The organism is Rahnella sp. ChDrAdgB13, assembly GCF_017655185.1.
In the GTDB taxonomy this organism is placed as follows: Bacteria; Pseudomonadota; Gammaproteobacteria; order Enterobacterales; family Enterobacteriaceae; genus Rahnella; species Rahnella contaminans.
This window is the reverse complement of the sequence record NZ_JAEMGT010000010.1, coordinates 62,960-84,785: the sequence shown is the minus strand read 5'-3', so window position 1 is coordinate 84,785 and position 21,826 is coordinate 62,960. Positions and strand designations below refer to the sequence as shown.

Here is a 21,826-nt window from a genome sequence, read left to right as displayed (position 1 = left end):
AATCTCTGTCCTTCTAAAATAGAGCCCATTCCCTACGCATTGGAAGACCGACTTCATGAGCATGGACACCAACCAGCAGGTGCTGGAAAAACTGAAAACCGATCTGGCTCAGGCGGGCACAATGCCCCTGTATTTGTGCTTTAACGAATCGGTGCGTCATGCACTGGAAACCGGAATTTTACAGGACGGCGACTTTCTGCCGAGCGAACGCCAGTTCACTGAAATTCTGGGCATTTCGCGTATCACCGTGCGAAAGGCGCTCGCCAGGCTGGAAGAAGACGGCCATATCGGGCGCTCGCGGGGTTACGGCACCTTTATCAAAAAAGCGACCGATGCCCGTCTGGCTTATTCGCTGGCCGGTGTGAAAGGGTTTTCCCGCGAAGTCATGCTTCAGGGGCGCAAGCCGGATACGCTGTGGATCAGCCGCGATCAGGTGCCCGCTTCGGCGCTGATTGCCAGCAAACTGGCGATCACCGAAAACACGCCGGTCTACATGCTCAAACGCATTCACTACATTGATACGCGCCCGATGTCGGTAGCAGTTTCCTACGTCATCATGGACGCCATCCGCGACGTCGGGGAAATCGACGTTTCGCTCTATGACTATTTCGGTCGCAATAATATTGAGCTCGGCGCGCTGCAAAGCCGCGTCAGTGCGGCGATGAGCGACGCGGAAACCTTGCAGGCATTGCAGCTGAAAGAGGCGATGCCACTGCTTATCATCAAACAAACGCTGTTCGACGGGCAAAACCGCCCGATTGAGTACAGCGAAAGTTTTTGCCGCAGTGACATGTACGAATTCGTCAGCGAAGACTGACTGTTTTCTAACTGACGCTGTCGAGTGAAGAAATCAGCTGCGACAGCGTTGGCGCGCAATCTCCGCCTGGTTTTGAAACCACGTAAGCCGCCACGCAGTTCGCCAGCATCATGCTTTGCCAGTGCGTCAGCCCCAGCGAAAGCCCGGCCAGTAAACCGGCGCAGTGGCTGTCGCCCGCCCCGATGCTGTCGGCCACGGTAATTTTCCGCGCCGCAATCCACCCGCAATCATCCGCTGAACCATAATAATAACTGCCTTGCTCGCCGCAGCGTAAAACCACCAGTTCACGGGTTTTCTCGTGCAACTGACGGCAGAAACTTTCTGCGTCACCAGCAAAACCGAGCATGGCCGCTTCGCGCTGATTCAGCGTCAGGATCACACCGGGGCGGATCAGACGTTCGACGCGCTCTTTGGGCATAACATCCAGACGCGGGCCAAAATCCACCAGCACGCGCACGGCGTCCGGTAAAGTATCGAGCCAGTCCGTCAGCACCGTGCCCTGCTTTGCGCCCAGCTGATAACCGGAAACATACACCAGCCCGTTTTGCGGTGTTGCCTGCGCCAGCCATCCAGGCTGCCACTGATTTTCGATACCGTCGACGGAGATAAACGTGCGCTCGCCGTCGGGTTCCACCAGCGCCAGACACCAGCCGTTGTCCGCCCCTTTCACCTGCAAATCAGACACAATTTCGCGTGCAGCCATCTCCTTCCGCAGACGGTCGCTCCACATCCCTTCGCCGACGGGCAAAAGATTCTGGCTGTGAATCCCCAGCTGTTTCAGCCCCAGCGCGATATTCAGTGCGCAGCCGCCGAGATGAAACCCGGTCACATCGGCGGCAATGTCACCGCCGCGCTCCGGCAACGTATCGGCGCGCGCAACCATATCCATCACGGCCGCACCGATGACGAGAACCGGCGATTGCTGGTGCCAGTCGCCCTGCGTCAGGGTCAGCAAAAGTTCACGGTGCGTCTGGCTCATCCAGCCTCCTGTGCATTGCGGCGAAAACGCTGAAATGCGTCGCTGTAGCGGGTCATGTCCTGCGGATTCACCCGTTTCAGTTCATCCAGCCACTCTTTTTTGAATGCTTCAATGCCGTTTAACGCGCCGCAAATGGCCGTCGCCATCGCACCGATGGTATCGGTGTCGCCGCCAAGATTGGCGCATAAAATAGCGCATTGATTCGGGCAGGTTCCCGCCAGTTCCACCATCGCCAGCGCCGCAGGTACAGACTCAATGGTGCTGACGCCCGCCCCAACCCGCTGATACACCGCTTCCGATGCCTGTTCCGTGCCTTCGGCTTTCGCCACCGTATCAAACGCCAGTTCGATACGCGCCGCCAGCGACGCGCTGAACGTGGTGGATTCCCGTGTCTGTGCGTATTTAGCGATGTCCGGCAGCGCCAGACGGATTTCCGCCCAGCTCGCCCCTTCAATGGCGCGTGACACCGCCCAGGCAATCACCACCGCACCGGCAACGGCAATATCCGATTTGTGCGTCGGGCTGGAGGCCAGCCAGACCTGCTCACAGAAATGTTTTAGCGGAGCCGAAGGCAGCACGCAGCCCAGCGGAGAAATGCGCATCGCCGCGCCATTGGTCACGCCGTTGTTTTCCAGTGCGCCGATCGCCACGCCTTTCTTCTGCTCCGCCAGCGCCAGTCTGGAACTCGGGCCAAGGATGTTTTTATTGAACGCATCGAAACTGTCGACCCAGCGGATAACGTTGCGGGCAATCAGTTCCGGCACCACTTTACCGTCGGCTTCCAGCAAGGCGTCGGCCAGCGCCAGCGCCATCGAGGTGTCGTCGGTAAACTGCGCGGCTTTGAAATAACAGGCCGCATTGTTTTCCGCCGGGCCATCCAGAAAACGGTCGATCCAGCCGAAATGCTTTTTGACGCGCTCACGCGGCCACAGTTCCGACGGCATGCCCAGCGCATCGCCCAGCATTTGTCCGTACAACGCCCCGAGCATGCGGCTCTCAAGTCCTGGTTGTGTCATCGTTAAATCTCCCGATATAAAAATTGCGGCGGGCTGCCTGCCCGCCAGAAATGAAAATGTGTCGTTTAAGAAGAGGCACTCAGGCTGACCGGCGTAATCGTTTTACTGTGTTCACGGAAGAACAGCAGGAACAGCAGCATCACGCCCGCCACCATAATCGCGCCGACACCCCAGACAGCAAACCAGTCGAAGGTCATGCCATTTTTTGGCGCGCTCAGCGCAAAGGTGGTCATCGCCCGGCCACCAAGCCAGTTACCGATAAAGCTGCCCAGTCCCTGACAAATCAGCGTGATCAGCCCCTGTGCAGCGGTTCGCATATGTGCTGGCGCTTTTTTATCCACGTAGATGTAGCCGGTAACGAAATAGAAATCGTAGCTGACGCCATGCAGCAGAATGCCGAGGAATAGCATGCTGTAGGCCCAGACGTCAGCCGTGCCGCCGTAGATGAAGAAGACGTAACGGATGGCGGCGGTGATGAAGCCCAGCATCAGCACTTTTTTGATGCCAAAGCGTTTAAGCAGGAACGGCAGCGCCAGCATTGCAAAGATTTCCGACACCTGCCCGAGCGTCATCCAGCCGGTGGCGTTTGGCAAGCCAACCTGCGTCAGATAGCCGTTGGCAAACTGGTAATAGAACGCCAGCGGCATGCAAAACAGAAATGAACATAAGGCGAAAATGGCGAACGACCGGTCTTTCAGCAAACCCAGCGCATTCAGGCCAAACAGGGCTTTGATGTCCACCGGCCCTTTGCCTTTTGCCGGTGTATCCGGCAGCCAGAAGCTGTAAATCCCCAGTGCAAATGATGCAATCGCCGTGATCCACAGCGGCTGGCTGGTATCAGAAATATTGCCCATGCCAAGCATCGGCGGCAGTACAAAACCAATCACCAGACCGGATGCAATCCACCCCAGCGTGCCGAGCACACGAATACGCGGGAAATCCTTTTCGGTGTCATTTATGTTGGCGAACGCAATGCTGTTGGTCAGTGCGACCGTCGGCATATAAGTAATCGCGTACACCACCAGCAGCGGGAAGAACGTCGAAAATTCGGTTTGCAGCGCGATGAATCCCATCAGCACGCCACCGGCCAGCAACAGCCAGCCGAGCACTTTCTGAGCGGCAAAATAGCGGTCTGCGATCACGCCCACCAGAACCGGAGAAAGGATCGCCGCAATCGCCGTGCTGCTGTAAGACCAGGCAATTTCCGACGGACTAAAACCTAATTTATTGAGGTATTGCCAGAGGGGCACAAACCAGGCGCCCCAGATAAACCACTCAATAAACATCATAACGGACAGCTTCAGATGGGTACGTTTCATTATTATATCCTTGCTGAGTAAGGGATCCGCGCGGTGCCCTGGCACCGGAAGCAACGGATGAAATCAGGCATTCAAGATACCTTTACAATACCTTGATGATACCTTTGATATTAATCAGCGATCTGCCTCACAATTTATGTTTCTCCCGGCTCAGGGCGTTTATAATTCGTTTATGTTTTGTTGAGGTTTCTCTACCCGGCGTTGAGCTAGGGTTGATTAAAATATTTCAGGATCATTTAGACTTAAGCGCATCAAATTAGTCATCATTTTCCGCGTACTGAGAACAAGGAATCACCATGCGAATTTTAGTCATTGAAGATAACGCACTGCTACGCCACCACCTCTCGGTACAACTGCGGGAAATGGGTCATCAGGTTGATGCAGCGGAAGACGCCAAAGAGGCGGATTACTTCCTCCACGAACATGCGCCTGATATCGCGATTGTCGATCTCGGTCTGCCGGGCGAAGACGGCCTGAGCCTGATCCGCCGCTGGCGTAGTCATCAGACCAATCTGCCGATTCTGGTGCTGACCGCCCGTGAAAGCTGGCAGGACAAAGTCGCGGTGCTGGAAGCCGGTGCCGACGATTACGTCACCAAACCTTTCCACCTCGAAGAAGTGCTGGCCCGCATGCAGGCGCTGATGCGCCGTAACAGCGGTCTGGCCTCGCAGGTCATCACTCTTCAGCCGTTCCAGATTGACCTGTCGCGCCGCGAGCTGACCGTCAACGAGCAGCCGATCAAACTGACCGCTTTCGAATACACCATTATTGAAACCCTGATCCGCAACGCCGGTAAAGTCGTCAGCAAAGATTCCCTGATGCTTCAGCTTTACCCGGACGCCGAGCTGCGCGAAAGCCACACCGTCGACGTGCTGATGGGACGCCTGCGTAAAAAGCTGCAAGCCGAACATCCGGTTGATGTTATTACCACCGTGCGCGGCCAGGGTTATCGTTTCGATATCCGCCCATAATTGTCTGTTTTCGCTTCAAAAGGACGCGCCATGAAAGGACGTACCAAGAACCCTTTTTCTCTTCGCGTCCGCTTTATGATGGCGACCGCTGCGGTCGTGCTCGCACTGTCACTGGCTTACGGGCTGGTGGCGGTGGTGGGTTATATGGTGAGTTTCGACAAAACGGCTTACCGCCTCCTGCGCGGTGAAAGTAACTTATTCTTCAGTCTGGCGCAGTGGCGTGACAACAAACTGAGCATTAACGTGCCGCCCGATCTGGATCTTAATTCCCCAACGTTGGTGTTTATTTACGACGGCGAAGGCAATCTGCTGTGGGCAGAACGCCGGATCCCCGAACTCGAAGCGCATATCGATAAAGCCTGGATGAATAAACCGGGCTTTTATGAACTGGATACCGATACGCAAATCAGCAGCGAAGTGCTGGGCAATAACCCGAAAGCGCAGGACAAGCTGAAAAGTTACGACGACACAGACGCCAACGCGATGACCCACTCCATTGCAGTCAACACCTACAACGCCACGTCGCGTTTACCGGCACTCAATATCGTGGTGGTCGATACGATCCCGCAGGAATTACAGCGTTCAGATCTGGTCTGGGAATGGTTCAGCTATGTGCTGCTGGCGAACCTTTTGCTGGTGGTTCCGCTGCTGTGGCTGGCAGCGTACTGGAGCCTGCGGCCAATCAAACAGCTGATTCATCAGGTCGCCGAGCTGGAGACTCATGAGCGTGAATCACTCGATGAAAATCCTCCGCGGGAATTGCGCGGGCTGGTGCGAAACCTCAATATTTTGCTGCACGGCGAGCGCGGACGATATGACCGTTACCGCACCACGCTGGCCGATCTGACACACAGTCTGAAAACGCCGCTGGCGGTGTTGCAGTCCACGCTGCGCGCGCTGCGAAATGGCAAACAGATGACCATCGAAGAAGCCGAGCCGGTCATGCTGGAACAAATCAGCCGCATTTCTCAGCAGATTGGCTATTACCTGCACCGCGCCACGCTGCGTTCGGAACAGAATTTACTGATCCGCGAAGTGCATTCCGTACCCGCAATTCTTGACGGATTATGTTCTGCTCTCAACAAAGTGTATCAGCGCAAAGGCGTGGTGATTACGGTCGATATCTCGCCGGAAATTACCTTTGTCGGCGAGAAAAATGACTTCATGGAAGTCATGGGCAACGTCATCGATAACGCCTGTAAATACTGCCTTGAGTTCGTGGAAATCAGCGCCGTTCATACCGAAAATGAACTGGTGATATTGATTGAAGACGACGGCCCCGGCATTCCGGAAAGCAAGCGTGAAGTCATCTTCCAGCGCGGCCAGCGTGCTGATACCTTACGTCCGGGACAAGGTCTGGGGCTTTCACTGGCCAACGACATTATCGAGCAATACGACGGTAAAATTGTCATCGGCGACAGTCCGCTTGGCGGCGCCAGTATGCGTGTCTGCTTCGGCCTGCAACAAGGCATCGAACTCGAGTAACCTTTACCCGACCATTTTGCCAGCACATTTCGACGCAATCTTAACCATAGTGCGAAATTTGCTGGCAATTGCCCAACTCAGCCGCAACACCTTCCGTTATAATCATTTACAGACCGTCCTCTTCTTTATCCACCCTCCATTTAATGCAAGGGAAATACTATGGATTACCAACTCGACCTCGACTGGAACGATTTCCTTCAGCGTTACTGGCAAAAACGTCCTGTCGTGTTAAAACGCGGCTTTAAAAATTTCGTCGATCCTATCTCGCCTGACGAACTGGCAGGACTGGCGATGGAAAATGAGGTGGACAGCCGTCTGGTGAGTAATCACGACGGTAAATGGAACGTCAGCCACGGGCCATTTGAAAGCTACGATCATCTGGGAGAAAACGGCTGGTCAGTGCTGGTTCAGGCGGTTGATCACTGGCACGAGCCATCTTCCCACCTGATGACACCCTTCCGCCATATTCCTGACTGGCGGATGGATGATCTGATGATTTCCTTCTCTGTTCCCGGCGGCGGCGTTGGCCCGCATCTGGATCAGTACGACGTCTTTATCATTCAGGGTACGGGCCGTCGCCGCTGGCGCGTGGGCGAGAAAGTCGCCATGAAACAGCATTGCCCGCATCCTGATCTTCTTCAGGTTGAGCCGTTTGAAGCTATTATCGATGAAGAACTGGAACCGGGCGATATCGTATATATTCCGCCGGGTTTCCCGCACGACGGCTATTCACTGGAAAATTCCCTCAACTATTCTGTCGGATTCCGCGCGCCAAATGCGCGTGAAATGGTCAGCGGTTTCGCCGACTTCGTGCTTTCCCGTGAACTGGGCAGTCACCGTTACAGCGATCCGGAACTGACTGAACGTGAACATCCGGCGGAAATTCAGCCTGCCGAACTGGATAAACTGCGCGGCATGATGCTGGATCTGATTGGCAACCCGACGCACTTCAACAGCTGGTTTGGTGAGTTTATTTCCCAGTCGCGCCACGAGCTGGATCTGGCCCCGCCGGAACCGCCATATCAGGCCGGTGAAATTTACGAACTGCTCGACTCCGGCGAAACGCTGGAACGTCTGGGCGGGCTGCGCGTATTGCGCGTCGGCGATGTTTGTTATGTCAACGGTGAAGCGATGACTACCGAACATATCGGTGCGGTGGACGCGATTGCCCGTCACAAAACCGTGACCAAAGAAATGCTCGGTGATGCGCTTGAAGATCCTTCATTCCTCGCGCTGCTGTCTGCGCTGGTGAACAGCGGCTACTGGTACTTTAACGACTAACCGTCGCGGCTGATTCAAATACAAAAGGGGCAATGTCATCAGACATCGCCCCTTTTTTGCCGCCAGTTTTACCCGATTTTTGTTTGCGGGATTTTTAGTGTTTCAGCGCTTCTTTCGCCGTTAACTCGGCGATACGCATGATCACGGATACCGCTTTTTCCATGCCTTCCAGCGTCACAAACTCATGTTTACCGTGGAAGTTATAGCCGCCGGTAAAAATGTTCGGGCACGGTAAGCCGCGGAAAGATAACTGCGCGCCGTCGGTTCCGCCGCGGATCGGCTTCATGATCGGTTCAATATCGCAGTCTTTCATCGCCTGCTGCGCCAGCGCAATAATGTGCGGATGCTGGGCCACTTTCTCGCGCATGTTGTAGTAGTGATCATCGAGCGTCACTTCGATATAGCAATCACGATGCAACCCTTTGCCGACCACATGGGCGATATCAATAATTTTTTGCTTACGGGCTTCGAACTGCGTTTTATCGAAATCACGGATGATGTAGTGCATTTCCGCGCGTTCAACGTTGCCCTTGATGGTGGTCAGGTGATAGAAACCTTCGTAACCATCAGTATGTTCAGGTGTTTCTTCCACCGGCAGTTCATTGTGGAAACGCGTCGCCAGTGACAAGGCATTCACCATCACGCCTTTCGCGCTGCCAGGGTGAACGTTGTTGCCGACAATCTTAATGGTCGCCGAGGCGGCATTAAAGTTTTCAAACTCCAGCTCACCCACGCCACCGCCGTCCACGGTATACGCCCATTCCGCGCCAAAGGCCGGAATATCAAAACTCTGCGCGCCCTTGCCGATTTCTTCATCCGGCGTAAAGGCAATACGCACCGGACCGTGCGCGATATTGCTGTTTTTCAGCCGCACCATCGCGGTAATAATTTCGGCAATGCCAGACTTATCGTCAGACCCCAGCAGCGTTTTGCCATCGGTGGTAATGATCGTATGGCCAAGCAACTGGTGCAGAACCGGGAACATCACCGGAGATAAAATTTCATCGCCATTTCCCAGTGCAATATCGCCACCACGGTAATTTTCCACAATCTGCGGATTAACGTGTTTCGCGGTGAAATCGGGGGCGGTATCCAGATGAGAGATGAAGCCAATGACCGGCACTTTCCAGGCCACATTGCCCGGTAACGTCGCCATCACACAGCCTTTATCGCTGAGCGTAACTTGTGAAAATCCCAGTTCAGTCAGTTCATTACGCAGGGCCTGCGCCAGCTTCAGCTGACCGTCGGTGCTCGGCGTATGTTTAACATTGGGCTTAGATTGGGTATCGAAAGAAACATAATTCAGAAAACGATCAAGCAACTTATCCATATAGGTATCCTCTGGCGGCTGGGTTTTATTATGCGCAGCATGAAAACCGTGAATATTGCGTCAGGTCATTTTTCACCAAGTTTAACGGGATAACTCTTCGGGGCGGGCGCAATTTTAGCGATAAAGATGAATAACGCTTAAGTTACCGGCGTTGCAACTGGCGATGAACTCCCGATGATTACGGGAAACAGGCATCGCCAGTCCGGCTGCAACGTCAGGTCTGGCGGGTTTATTGCCAGGCTTCATCTTTTTTGGTCAGGAATTTATGCACAAATTCGGGCACCACTTCACTTGCCAGCCCGTAATGCTTCATGTCGAATTCACTTTCAACCTGGCTCGGTTCCAGATTCAGCTCAACGGCACAGGCACCGCCAATCCGTGCTTCATGTACAAATCCGGCAGCCGGATAAACATGCCCGGACGTACCGATAGCCACAAAGAAATCAGCTTTCGCCAGCGCGTCATAAATCTCGTCCATGCCCAGCGGCATTTCGCCAAACCAGACAATGTGCGGACGCAGCGGCGCAGGAAACTGGCAGCAATGGCACCGGTCATCGACGGTTAAATCGCCCGGCCAGTCCAGAATCTGCCCTGACTGCGTACAGCGCACTTTCAGCAATTCGCCGTGCATGTGGATCACGCGGGAGCTGCCTGCGCGTTCATGCAGGTTGTCGATATTCTGTGTCACCAGCAGGAAGTTATCGCCGAGCGCTTCTTCCAGCGTCGCCAGCGCATAGTGCGCGGCGTTCGGTTTGAGATCTTCCGACTGCAACTGGCGGCGGCGTTCATTATAAAAACGCTGCACCAGTTCCGGATCACGGCGATACCCTTCCGGCGTAGCCACATCTTCCACGCGGTGTTCTTCCCACAAACCATCGGCGGCGCGGAAAGTGCGGATCCCCGATTCAGCGGAAATCCCGGCACCGGTCAGCACCACCACAAACGGCTTTTTCAGTGAAGCTGCCGCCATTGAATCACGGTGGAAAATATTCGACCGGAAACGCTGATGCCGGATACGTTTGTTTTTGCGAAACCGACACAGACGATGACGTGTGCGCATAAAGTGCTCCTTACTCTCTGTGTCTGAAAGATTGTGTTGCGTAAACCATGGTTACTGGCCGCCGCTGAGTACGCGGGCGGGATCAATACGGCTGGCGCGGCGTGCCGGATACCAGCTCGCCAGCAAACTCAGCACCAGCGCGGTTAACAGTACGCCGCCGACGTCCAGCCAGTGAACTTCAGAAGGCAGGAAGTCGATGAAATAAATGTCCCCGGACAGGAATTGATGGCCGGTAAGTTTCTGCAAACCGTTGACGATATTGGTGAGCTGGAACGACGCAATCACACCAATTACCACGCCCGCGACGCTGCCGACCAGTCCCGCCAGTAAACCGTACCAGATGAAGACAGCGCGGATAAGCCCATCTTTCGCGCCCAGTGTGCGCAAAATCGCAATATCGCTGCTTTTATCTTTTACCGCCATCACCAGCGTCGACACGATGTTGAAGCAGGCCACGCCGATCACCAGTACCATCGCCATGTACATAATGGCGCGGACCATCTGGATATCGCGGTACATGTAGCCGTAAGTACCAATCCAGCTACTAATGTAGACGTAAGCGTGGGTGACTTCACCGGCGTCGTGCACCAGTTTTTGTGCGGCAAAGACATCATTCACTTTGATATCAATGCCCGTTACGCTGGTTCCCATATCCTGATATTGCTGCGCATCGGCCAGCGGCACCATGCCGAGACTGTGATCAAGCTGTCCGCTGAGTTGTAAAATCCCGGCGACCTGTAAACGGATGCGTTTTGGCTGCAGCAGTTTCATTTCAGGGTCACTGTTAGGGATCATCACGGTCACCCAGTCACCCTGTTTTACCCCTACCGCATCCGCCACGCCCTTGCCGAGGATCAGCTGTTGCTGCCCGGCTTTAAAGTTTTGCCAGGCGTTATTCTGCACAAATTTCGGCGCGGCGCTGACACGCGGTTCGCTCTGCGGATCCACGCCTTTCAGCTGGATTGCACGCAGTTTGGCACCGTGTTCAATCAGTCCGTTGAACTGAATGTACGGCGCAGCGGCCACAATTCCCGGCACTTTTTCAACACGGTCGAGCACGCCCTGCCAGTCGTTAAACGGCTGATTCACCGGACGGATTTCACCGTGCGGTACGACGGCCAGCACACGCTCTTTCAGCTCGCGCTCAAAGCCGTTCATCGCACTCAGCCCGACGATCAGCACGGCCACGCCCAGCGCGATACCCAACGTTGAAATCACTGAAATCAGTGAAACCATGCCGCTGCGACGACGGCCACGGCTGAACCGCAGGCCAATCAGTAAAGAAAATGGAATGCCTGACATTACTTCGCTCCCAGCAACATCGAATCCTGCTGCAGCTTGCCGTCACGCATTTCCAGCTGACGTGTCAGACGGTTCGCCAGATGCAAATCATGCGTCACTACCAGAAATGCCGTGCCCTGACGCACATTCAGCTCACCCAGCAGTTCAAAAATACTGTCGGCGTTGCGCTGATCCAGGTTACCGGTCGGTTCATCCGCCAGCACCAGAGAAGGATTATTGACCAATGCGCGAGCAATCGCCACACGCTGACGTTCGCCGCCGGAAAGCTCAGAAGGACGGTGATTGCTGCGATGTTGTAAACCCACCGCTTCCAGCATCGCCATCGCGCGTTCCTGCACTTCAGCAGATTTCTTTTTGCCGATCAGCAGCGGCATCGCCACGTTTTCCAGCGCAGTGAAATCCGGCAGCAAATGGTGAAACTGATAAATGAAGCCCAGTTCGCGGTTGCGCAGTTCTGATTTCGCCGAAGAGGACATCGCGTTCAGCGACTTGCCTTTAAAAATTACTTCGCCAGACGTCGGGGAATCCAGGCCACCCAGCAAATGCAGCAACGTACTTTTGCCGGAACCGGACGTCCCGACAATCGCCATCATCTCACCCGGTTGCATCGCGAAACTCACGTCACGCAATACATCGGTGTGCATTTTGCCTTCCTGATAAGTCTTACAGAGGTTGTCACACTGCAATAATAAAGAATTACTCATAACGTAAAGCCTCTGCGGGGTGGGTGGCAGCAGCGCGCCAGGAAGGGTAAAGCGTTGACAATAAAGCGATAGCCATCGCAACAATCGCGATGACCACCACCTGAACCGGTTCAATATCGACCGGCAGCGAACCGCCATCCAGCATCAGACCGAGGGCTGGCATAATCGAGTTGAGCTGCGTGGCGAGCAGCACGCCGAGCAAGGCACCGAGCAGTGCGCCAATCACACCGGCACTCGCGCCCTGCACCATAAACAGCGCCATAATCTGGCGGCGGCTCAGGCCCTGCGTTTGTAAAATCGCCACTTCGGCCTGTTTCTCCATCACCAGCAAACCCAGCGACGTAATAATGTTAAACGCAGCAACGGCAACAATCAGGCTGAGCAGCAGGCCCATCATATTTTTTTCCATGCGCACGGCCTGGAACAGCTCGCCGCGGCGCTCGCGCCAGTCTTTCCAGCTGGCACCGTCCGGCAGTTTTTGCTGGCTCAGGGTATCGACGTCCAGCGGTTTATCGAGGAATAAACGCCAGCCTGTGACGTTACCTTTCGGGTACAACATCAGGCGCGATGCGTCCTGAATATTGACCAGCATCTGGTAACCATCGACTTCGCTGTTGGCGGAAAAAGTTCCGATCACAGTAAACAGACGCTGGCTTGGCACACGCCCGACCGGTGTGAACTGGCTGACGCTGGTCACCATCAGACGCAGCTGATCGCCGCGACGGACTTTAAGCTGTTGTGCCAGCTGGTCACCGAGGATGATGTTGTATTTGCCCGGTTGCAGTTCCTGCTGGGCGACGCCAATCAGGTATTTCGCCAGCGGATCTTTCTGGTCAGGATCGACGCCGAGCATGACGCCCACTGCCACGCTGCCGGGGCTTTGCAGCACCACATCACCGGTGGTCAGCGGCACGGCGCGGTTCACGCTTTTCAGCGCGGAAACCTGATCGTGGGTGATTTTCTGCGGGTCGACTGAACCGTTCGGTGCCGTGATCAGCGCCTGAGGCATCAGACCCAGAATGTTACCTTCCAGATCCTTCTCAAAACCGTTCATCACTGACAAGACGGTTACCAGCGCCATCACCCCGAGAGTGATGCCAATGGTGGATAACCAGGAGACAAACCGCCCAAAGCGGTCCGAAGCACGCCCGCGCATGTAGCGCAGGCCTATAAATAACGCGACAGGTTGATACATGACTTCCGTTTTAAGTGCTTGGCCGCAAATAAGTGCATGGCGCAGACTAAAGTGATCAAGGATAATAAAGGCTAGCACCGCTTTATGGAACCACTAACCCAAAGTAATCGGTTTAAGTTTGTGACGCCGTTGACCATTTTATACAGACAACGGGTTGACCCCGGTTACCCCTGCAAAGCAAGATACGGTCTGCTAATTGGCCTCCGACAGCCGCCAAAAACGAGAACGCAAAACAGCCTATGTCTCAAGATTATCGTTATTCGCTGCCTGAACGCCCGGGCGATACCCGCCAGTTAGGGCAGCTTACCGGCTCCGCCTGCGCGCTTGAATGCGCCCAAATCAGTGAACGCCACACGGGCCCGATCCTGCTGATTGCGCCGGATATGCAAAATGCCCTGCGCCTGCGCGATGAAATTCAACAATTTACCGATCATAAAGTCCTGAGTATTTCGGACTGGGAAACGCTGCCTTACGACAGTTTTTCACCGCATCAGGAAATCATTTCGTCGCGTCTTTCCAGTTTGTATCAGCTTCCAACGATGGAACGCGGCATTATCATTCTGCCGGTGAATACGCTGATGCAGCGCGTCTGCCCGCATGAGTTCCTGCACGGCCATGCGCTGGTGATGAAAAAAGGCCAGCAGCTTTCGCGCGACAAACTGCGCTCACAGCTGGAACAGGCGGGTTACCGCAGCGTCGATCAGGTGATGGAACACGGTGAGTTTGCCACCCGTGGCGCCCTGCTCGACTTATACCCGATGGGCAGCGAAGAGCCGTACCGCATCGATTTCTTCGACGATGAAATCGACAGCCTGCGTATTTTTGACGTGGATACCCAGCGTACGCTGACCGAAGTGGACCACATCAATCTGCTGCCTGCGCACGAATTTCCGACCGATAAAAACGCCATCGAACTGTTCCGCAGCCAGTGGCGCGAGAAATTCGAAGTGCGCCGCGATGCCGAGCACGTTTACCAGCAGGTCAGCAAAGGCACCTTCCCCGCCGGTATCGAATACTGGCAGCCACTGTTTTTCAGCCAGCCGCTGACCACGCTGTTCAGCTATTTGCCGGAAAACACGCTGGTGCTCAATACCGGCGATCTGGAAGCCGCAGCCGAGCGTTTCTGGCAGGATGCCTGTCAGCGTTATGAAAGCCGCCGCGTGGATCCGATGCGTCCGCTGCTCGAACCGGAAAATCTCTGGTTGCGCGTCGACTCGCTGCACGCCGAACTGAAAGCCTGGCCTCGCGTTCAGCTGCGTACAGATTCACTTCCCAAGAAAGCCGCCAACACCAACCTGAGCTACGAAAAACTGCCGGATTTATCCGTTCAGCCGCAAAATAAAGCGCCGATGGATAACCTGCGCCGGTTCAATGAATCTTTCGCGGGCAGCCTGGTGTTCTCGGTGGAAAGTGAAGGCCGCCGCGAAACGCTGCAAGATTTGCTGGCGCGCATTAAACTGATGCCCGCTTTGATTACCCGTATTGAAGAAGCCGAAACGGCCGGTCGCTACATCATGATCGGTGCGTGTGAACGTGGTTTTCTTGATGCGGATAAACAGCTGGCGCTGATTTGTGAAAGTGATTTGCTCGGTGAGCGTGTGGCGCGTCGTCGTCAGGACACCCGCCGCTCGATTAACACCGATACGCTGATCCGCAATCTTGCAGAGCTGCGCCCCGGTCAGCCGGTGGTCCACGTTGAGCACGGCGTAGGCCGTTATCTTGGCCTGACCACGCTGGAAACAGGCGGGATTACCGCTGAATACCTGATACTGACCTACGCCGGTGAAGACAAACTTTACGTGCCGGTGTCATCCCTGCATCTGATCAGCCGTTATGCCGGAGGCGCGGATGAAAGTGCGCCGCTGCATAAACTGGGCGGTGAAGCCTGGTCGAAAGCCCGTCAGAAAGCCGCTGAGAAAGTGCGCGACGTGGCCGCCGAACTGCTGGATATCTACGCCCAGCGCGAAGCGAAAGCCGGTTTTGCCTTTAAGCATGATAAAGAGCAGTACCAGTTGTTCTGCCAGGCATTCCCGTTTGAAACCACGCCGGATCAGGCGCAGGCCATCAACGCCGTTCTTACCGACATGACGCAGCCGCTGGCGATGGATCGTCTGGTGTGCGGCGACGTCGGCTTTGGCAAAACCGAAGTGGCGATGCGCGCGGCGTTTCTCGCAGTCTCCAACAATAAACAGGTCGCGGTTCTTGTACCCACCACGCTGCTGGCGCAACAGCATTTCGATAACTTCCGCGACCGTTTCGCCAGCTGGCCGGTGCGCATTGAAATGATGTCCCGTTTCCGCAGCGCCAAAGAGCAAAACGCGGTGCTGGAAGATGCGGTCGAAGGCAAGGTCGATATCATTATCGGAACGCATAAATTGCTGCAAAGTGATTTGCGCTGGAAAGACCTCGGCCTGCTGATTGTCGATGAAGAACACCGCTTCGGCGTGCGTCATAAAGAACGCATCAAAGCGATGCGTGCGGACGTCGATATTCTCACCCTCACCGCCACGCCAATTCCGCGCACGCTGAATATGGCGATGAGCGGGATGCGCGATTTGTCGATTATTGCCACGCCACCGGCGCGACGTATGGCCGTCAAAACGTTCGTGCGTGAGTACGACAGCCTGGTGGTTCGCGAGGCCATTCTGCGTGAAATCCTGCGCGGCGGGCAGGTTTACTACTTATTCAACGATGTCGAAAATATCGAGAAAGCCACGCAGCGTCTGGCGGAGCTGGTGCCGGAAGCGCGTATTGCCATCGGCCACGGCCAGATGCGCGAACGCGACCTCGAACGCGTGATGAATGATTTCCACCATCAGCGTTTCAACGTGCTGGTGTGTACCACCATCATTGAAACCGGTATCGATATTCCGACGGCGAACACCATTATTATTGAACGCGCGGATCACTTCGGGCTGGCGCAGTTGCATCAGCTGCGTGGCCGCGTCGGGCGTTCGCATCATCAGGCGTATGCTTATCTGCTGACGCCGCCGAAAGCGATGTCAACGGATGCGCACAAACGTCTGGAAGCCATCGCGTCGCTCGAAGACCTGGGTGCCGGTTTTGCGCTGGCAACACACGACCTTGAAATCCGCGGGGCCGGTGAACTGCTCGGCGAAGGCCAGAGCGGCCAGATGACCAGCATCGGTTTCTCGCTGTATATGGAACTTCTGGAAAACGCCGTCGAAGCGCTGAAAGAAGGCCGCGAGCCGTCGCTGGAAGATCTGACCACCAGCCAGACCGAAGTTGAAATGCGCATGCCTGCGCTGTTGCCGGAGGACTTCATTCCTGACGTCAATACGCGTCTGTCACTCTACAAGCGTATCGCCAGTGCTAAAACTGAAGGCGAGCTGGATGAACTGCGCGTCGAGCTGATTGACCGGTTCGGCACGCTGCCGGACGGTGCGCGTAATTTGTTGCAGATTGCCGTGCTGCGCCTGAACGCGAAAACGCTGGGCATCAAGCGTATTGAAGGCAATGAACGTGGCGGATTCATTGAATTTGGCGATAAAAACCGCGTGGATCCGGGCTTCCTGATTGGGCTGCTGCAAAAACAGCCGCAGGTTTACCGCCTTGATGGCCCGACCAAACTGAAGTTTACGCTCGATCTCACCGACCGGCCAAAACGCCTGAAGTTTGTCGGCGACATGCTCGGGGAGTTTGCAGAACATCTTATCTGACGGCTATCGTCATAAAATAAAAAGCCCGGTGAATATCTCATTCACCGGGCTTTTTTATGCTTTATCAGCACGCTACGGTTTACGCAGCGCCTTCACCTGCTCGGGCGTGATATCGCCCGGCAAACCGCCGAATGTCACACGCAGGTAATTCACCATTTCGGCAATCTGCGCGTCGTTCAGGCGCTCCGCAAAGCCCGGCATCGGCTGCATGCTTTCTCCGGCCGGAAAGCCCTGCGCCGGTAAACCATCCAGCACTGAGACAATCAGATTACGGCCATCCGGCTGGCGCAGGGTGGCGTTGTTCTGCATCGCCACCGCAACGTGCGGTTTGCCGGACCCGTCCGCCATATGACATCCGGAACACTGATCCAGATAAGTGATGCGACCGGCATCATTACCGCCCTGCCCGATGCTCACCGGCACGGCCGCAGGCGGTTTGTCGCCCAGCAAATACGTGACGATCGCACGGTGGTCGGCTTCGGTCAGATGACGGGTACTGAGATCAATAACTTTGTGCATTTCATCAAACGCCGATCCCTGCGGTGCAATGCCGGTCGCGAGGAAACGGCTGAGATCTGCCGGGTTCCAGCCGCGCTGCGCCAGCGCCTGCGGCGAAATGTCCGGCGCAGTGATCCGCCCCAGCGTTCCGCCTTTCAGGTTGTTATCGGTATGCATCTGTCCCAGCACGCCGCGTGGTGTATGGCATTCGCCGCAGTGGCCGAGCACATCCGTCAGATATTGCCCGCGCTGCCAGTCAGCAGAATCGCCCTGCGAACTGGCGGGGATCGGATCGGCGGTGCGGAACAACAGGTTCCAGCCAATCATCGCCATACGCTGGTTGAACGGGAACGGCATTTCGTTTTCCGGCACCGGCTGATTCACCGCCGGACGCGTCATCAGAAACGCATACATATCGTTAGAATCTTTGCGGGTCACGCCTTTGTATGACGTGTAAGGCATCGCCGGATACAGATGACGTCCGCCCGGCGCAACGCCCTGGGTCAGCGCCAGATAGAAATCCTCCGACGTCCAGCGGCCAATACCGTCGTCAGCAGACGGCGTCAGATTGCTGCCAAAGATTTTGCCGAACGGCGTTTCCAGCGGATAACCGCCCGCCAGCGGTGCGCCGCCGGATGCGGTATGGCATGCGGCGCAGTCGGAGGCCTGAACCAGATAACGGCCACGTTCGATCTGTGTGGTATCCGCCGTGACCTTTTGCACCGGCGCGTCCGGCGTGCGGTTTTCTCGCCACCAGAGCACCGCCACGACGATGATAATTACCGCCAGCAGCAGGAGAAAAAGACGTTTCTTCATCACGCGTGCTCCCGGATCAGGCCTGGGGTTTTCATCACAACATCACGCACCGCTTCGTAATACCGCACGTACCCGGTACAGCGGCAGATGTGATTTTCCAGCGCCGCTTCAATCGCGCCTTCCAGTTCATTCAGCGCAATTGGATTTTTTTCCAGACGCTCAAGCAGCAGCGTTGCCGCATTCACAAAACCCGGCGTGCAGTAACCGCACTGGAAGCTGTAATGTTCCAGAAACGCCTGCTGAACCGAAGACAGCTGGACTTCGCCTTTGTCATCGGTTTTGGCGTGGCCTTCGACGGTTCGCACTTTTTTGCCGTTAAAGAAATGTGCGCCGGTAATACAGGTGCGCACTTCTTCGCTGGTGCCGCTTTCATGATCGACAATCGCCACACAGGCGTGACAAATCCCCTGCCCGCAGCCAAGGCGGGAACCGGTCAGCGCCACATATTCGTGAAGAAAGTCGATCATCATCAGACCTTCGGGAACGTCCAGCGGGCCGTAATGTTGATTGTTGATGGTCAGCTCTAAAGGCTGCGTTTTGATGCTCATTGTAAAACCTCACGAATATTTTCAGCACGGACGGGCAAATCACGGAAACGGTGGCCGGTGGCATCGGCGATGGCGTTTACCAGCGCGGCGACGACCGGGATCATCACGACTTCGGCCATGCCTTTCGGCGGATCGGTTTCCGACAGCGCAGGCAGAATGTCGCTGGTCTGTTTCCAGACCGCCACATCACTGGCGCGCGGCAAATGGTAGCGGTTGAAATTCCAGGTTCCGTTGCCCGGCCCGTCTTCATACAGTGGCAAATACTCGTGCAATGCGTGGCCGATGCCCATCGCCAGCCCGCCCTGCAACTGGCCGGAAACCAGCTCAGGGACGATAAGATTGCCGCACTCCATAATCGAATGGTGCGTCAGCAACTCAACTTTACCGGTCGCGATTTCCACCGAGATTTCGGCCAGCGTGCCGACTGCGCTGTAATAGGTCACCGACGCGTTATTGCGCTGTGTTGGCGGGTAATACACCGCGTCACGCGCCAGAGTCTGGAATGGATCCGCACCCTGGCGCACAGACATGCCATCCACCGGAATGCGCTGACGCACGTTGTTCAGCGTGAAATCAGCTTCTGCCCACTGCCAGCGGTTGAAGACGTGAACCGCTGCGCCGGTCATGCCTTTCATTTCGTAGACTTTTTTTGCCAGAATTTCGAGGCTGAGAATCTGCATGCCGTTGGCGGTCAGACCGCCTTCCACCCAGCGGGCATCTTCTTTGCGCACAACATAAGGGGCAGCCTGTCCGCCACCGATGCCGGTTTGCCAGATAGCCATCGCCGCCGGCCAGATTCCGTTGTCGAAGATCAGGCGCGCCGCTTCGCGGGTGCTGTGAGAGAAGTAATAAGCCGAGTTACTGGCGCTCGATGGCGAGCAGTAAGAAGGCGACCAGCGCGGATTGGTTTGCAGTTGGTCCTGCTCTTCCTGCGACATAATGTACGGGTCGCCGCTGGTTTCCACCGGCAGCACTGACCAGTCTGTCACTGAGAAATGCGCCTGTTCAGCCGGTTTTCCCAGCCACTCGGCGCACAAAACGGACTGGGACGTGGACATTCCCGTACCCATTTCTGCGCCGCTGTGCCACAGGCTGATTTCGCCTTTTTCACTGAGCTCCACGCGGGCGAAAGAGGTTTCCGCACCGGTGCCGAAGTCTTTCTGCACACACCCAAAACCGACGCCATAGCGTTTGCCCGGATTCTGGCTTTCATATTCAGCTTTGCGCTTCTTACGCTCTGTCCATAACGGGTGAACGGCGGCTTTTTCCAGCACTTCATCCGCACGGATTGCGCCGGCAGGAATGGCACCTTGTGTGTTTTTCATGCCCGATTTCAGGACGTTGCGCATGCGAAACGCAATCGGATCCAGCTTCAGTTCAGCGGCCAGCTCATCCATCATCATTTCGGTAGCAGCCATACTTTGCAGCGTGCCGTAACCGCGTGCGGATCCGGCGTCGAGCGCGCGCGAGGCCAGCCCGACCGCGGATAGATCACTTTTCGGGAAATAGTAAATCGACTGCGCAGCGGTTGCGCCCACCATCACCACCGACGGCGTAAAGTTGCTGCGCCCGCCGCCGTCTGCGGTCATTGCTGCATGGAAAGACTGCAACATCCCGGTTTCGCGGTTCACGGCGATGTCGTAATTCATATCAAACGCATGGCGTTTCAGCGCGGACTGGAACTGTTCGAAGCGGTCATTCGCCAGACGCACCGGCAAACCGTCGCCGTACATCGCCGCGACTGCGCCGTAATACGGGAAGTTGTAGTGATCTTTCGAGCCGTAACCGACGGTATAACACGGATGCAGGATCAGCGTTTTCACCGTGCGGTGACCTTTTGCCATCATGCGCGGCATTTCGTCCGCCACTTCCTGCGGCGACTGCGTTGGCACCACCATATGCAACGTTTGCGTCGCGGCGTCGTACCAGCCGTTGGCGTTATCCGGCTCAAGCGCGGAAGTATCCACGGATTGCGTGGTGAAACGGCGTGACATCACCAGCCAGTCCTGCGGTGGCGATTTCATTTCATCCGCCATTTCGCCCGCATAGAACATGCCCTGCTGATCGAGCTTCCCGCCTTCACGCCCTTCCGGCCAGACTGGCAGGTGTTTGCGCATCCCGACGGGGAAGACTGGCATATCTTTCAGGCTGGAGAACTTATCGTCTTCATAGGCGGTTTCGCCGCCGACGCGAACGAAGCGGAACGTTCCCCACGGATCGCGTTCCAGCGGCCCGGTGGTTTCACCGTAACGCAACACACCGTCTTTAAATTTCAGTGCATTTTTAGCAAAACGGAATTTGGCAAAATCCTGATAGACCAGGATGGCGACCGCTTGTCCAAGATAGGCTGGCGTTTTGCCTGCCGGCAGCAACATGTCTTCGCCATAGAATGCCGGGAAAGCCAGACCGTCGCGCGCCAGCACGTCGGCAGTGACCAGCTGATCCGGCTGTAAATCGTCGCCGAGCAGCGATAAATCCAGCCCGGAATAAACACGGTCAGCCTGCGTTACGCGCAGGATAAAAGCATGGGCCTGTTTTTGCGGCCAGTGCGGCATGTCTTTGGCGCGGATATCGCGGGCAAAGACTTTCTGTCCCATAACCTTCGCTTTGCCATCGATACGGAAACGGACGCGTTTGTTTTGCGCATCCCATTGTGGTGACTGGAGAATTTTCTCTTCAAACAGCGCGGCGTAGGCCTTGCTGTGTAACGGGGCGAGATAAACAGAGACGCCAGCGATCACAGCGCCTTTGACAAAGCGCCGCCTGGACGGGTTGAAATTGCTCATAAATTTCCTTGCTTCTTATTGTCTTTCTTATTTTTCGGC

General features: G+C 55.7%; 16 protein-coding genes. 5 read left to right on the top strand and 11 right to left on the bottom strand.

The window, feature by feature from the left end; genetic code table 11:
- Window positions 1-55: 55 nt before the first annotated feature.
- Window positions 56-817: a GntR family transcriptional regulator gene (locus J8X26_RS04345; protein ID WP_208950246.1), complete on the top strand. Its 762-nt coding sequence runs from the start codon at window positions 56-58 to the stop codon at window positions 815-817.
- Window positions 818-824: 7 nt separating this feature from the next.
- Here the strand turns inward: J8X26_RS04345 and J8X26_RS04340 are convergent, their stop codons facing one another.
- The 3 genes from J8X26_RS04340 to J8X26_RS04330 form a co-directional block, all read right to left on the bottom strand.
- Window positions 825-1,796, bottom strand: a complete 972-nt coding sequence (locus J8X26_RS04340; protein ID WP_152325629.1) for a PfkB family carbohydrate kinase — start codon at window positions 1,794-1,796, stop codon at window positions 825-827.
- On the bottom strand, window positions 1,793-2,812 hold the full coding sequence (locus J8X26_RS04335; RefSeq protein ID WP_152325628.1) for an ADP-ribosylglycohydrolase family protein: 1,020 nt from the start codon (window positions 2,810-2,812) through the stop codon (window positions 1,793-1,795). Before J8X26_RS04335 ends, J8X26_RS04340 begins: the two co-directional genes overlap by 4 nt.
- 65 nt (window positions 2,813-2,877) lie before the next feature.
- Entirely contained in the window at window positions 2,878-4,131 is a 1,254-nt protein-coding gene (locus J8X26_RS04330) for a nucleoside permease (RefSeq protein ID WP_208950245.1), read from the bottom strand.
- Window positions 4,132-4,427: 296 nt separating this feature from the next.
- On the opposite strand from J8X26_RS04330, the gene phoP reads away from it, so the two are divergent.
- The 3 genes from phoP (at window position 4,428) to J8X26_RS04315 (ending at window position 7,868) form a co-directional block, all read left to right on the top strand.
- Window positions 4,428-5,102, top strand: coding sequence for a two-component system response regulator PhoP (gene phoP / locus J8X26_RS04325; RefSeq protein ID WP_095921366.1), 675 nt, complete (start codon window positions 4,428-4,430; stop codon window positions 5,100-5,102).
- Window positions 5,103-5,132: 30 nt separating this feature from the next.
- The gene (gene phoQ / locus J8X26_RS04320; protein ID WP_152325626.1) at window positions 5,133-6,587 is read left to right on the top strand and encodes a two-component system sensor histidine kinase PhoQ; all 1,455 of its coding nucleotides are present in this window, start codon (window positions 5,133-5,135) and stop codon (window positions 6,585-6,587) included.
- 159 nt (window positions 6,588-6,746) lie between these two features.
- A complete protein-coding gene (locus J8X26_RS04315; protein WP_208950244.1) occupies window positions 6,747-7,868 on the top strand; it encodes a cupin domain-containing protein in 1,122 nt (373 codons plus the stop codon).
- A gap of 94 nt (window positions 7,869-7,962) precedes the next feature.
- Here the strand turns inward: J8X26_RS04315 and pepT are convergent, their stop codons facing one another.
- From pepT to lolC, 5 genes are all read right to left on the bottom strand, one after another.
- Entirely contained in the window at window positions 7,963-9,198 is a 1,236-nt protein-coding gene (pepT, locus tag J8X26_RS04310) for a peptidase T (protein WP_152325624.1), read from the bottom strand.
- Window positions 9,199-9,427: 229 nt separating this feature from the next.
- Window positions 9,428-10,258 (bottom strand): Sir2 family NAD+-dependent deacetylase, encoded by an 831-nt coding sequence (cobB, locus tag J8X26_RS04305; RefSeq protein WP_195814008.1) that lies wholly within the window; start codon window positions 10,256-10,258, stop codon window positions 9,428-9,430.
- A gap of 51 nt (window positions 10,259-10,309) precedes the next feature.
- Window positions 10,310-11,560, bottom strand: coding sequence for a lipoprotein-releasing ABC transporter permease subunit LolE (lolE, locus tag J8X26_RS04300; protein ID WP_152325622.1), 1,251 nt, complete (start codon window positions 11,558-11,560; stop codon window positions 10,310-10,312).
- The gene (gene lolD / locus J8X26_RS04295; RefSeq protein WP_152325621.1) at window positions 11,560-12,264 is read right to left on the bottom strand and encodes a lipoprotein-releasing ABC transporter ATP-binding protein LolD; all 705 of its coding nucleotides are present in this window, start codon (window positions 12,262-12,264) and stop codon (window positions 11,560-11,562) included. Before lolD ends, lolE begins: the two co-directional genes overlap by 1 nt.
- On the bottom strand, window positions 12,257-13,459 hold the full coding sequence (lolC, locus tag J8X26_RS04290) for a lipoprotein-releasing ABC transporter permease subunit LolC (RefSeq protein ID WP_165059640.1): 1,203 nt from the start codon (window positions 13,457-13,459) through the stop codon (window positions 12,257-12,259). The genes lolD and lolC overlap by 8 nt, the downstream gene beginning before the upstream one ends.
- A 239-nt stretch (window positions 13,460-13,698) precedes the next feature.
- Between lolC and mfd the strand changes: the two genes are divergently transcribed.
- Complete coding sequence (mfd, locus tag J8X26_RS04285) at window positions 13,699-17,139, top strand: transcription-repair coupling factor (RefSeq protein ID WP_208950243.1); 3,441 nt, start codon at window positions 13,699-13,701, stop codon at window positions 17,137-17,139.
- A 72-nt stretch (window positions 17,140-17,211) separates the two neighbouring features.
- Here the strand turns inward: mfd and J8X26_RS04280 are convergent, their stop codons facing one another.
- The 3 genes from J8X26_RS04280 to J8X26_RS04270 are packed head-to-tail and all read right to left on the bottom strand — an operon-like array spanning window position 17,212 to window position 21,787.
- Window positions 17,212-18,453, bottom strand: coding sequence for a cytochrome c (locus tag J8X26_RS04280; RefSeq protein WP_208950242.1), 1,242 nt, complete (start codon window positions 18,451-18,453; stop codon window positions 17,212-17,214).
- A complete protein-coding gene (locus J8X26_RS04275; RefSeq protein ID WP_208950241.1) occupies window positions 18,453-19,001 on the bottom strand; it encodes a (2Fe-2S)-binding protein in 549 nt (182 codons plus the stop codon). Before J8X26_RS04275 ends, J8X26_RS04280 begins: the two co-directional genes overlap by 1 nt.
- A complete protein-coding gene (locus tag J8X26_RS04270; RefSeq protein ID WP_208950240.1) occupies window positions 18,998-21,787 on the bottom strand; it encodes a xanthine dehydrogenase family protein molybdopterin-binding subunit in 2,790 nt (929 codons plus the stop codon). The genes J8X26_RS04275 and J8X26_RS04270 overlap by 4 nt, the downstream gene beginning before the upstream one ends.
- Window positions 21,788-21,826 lie beyond the last annotated feature (39 nt).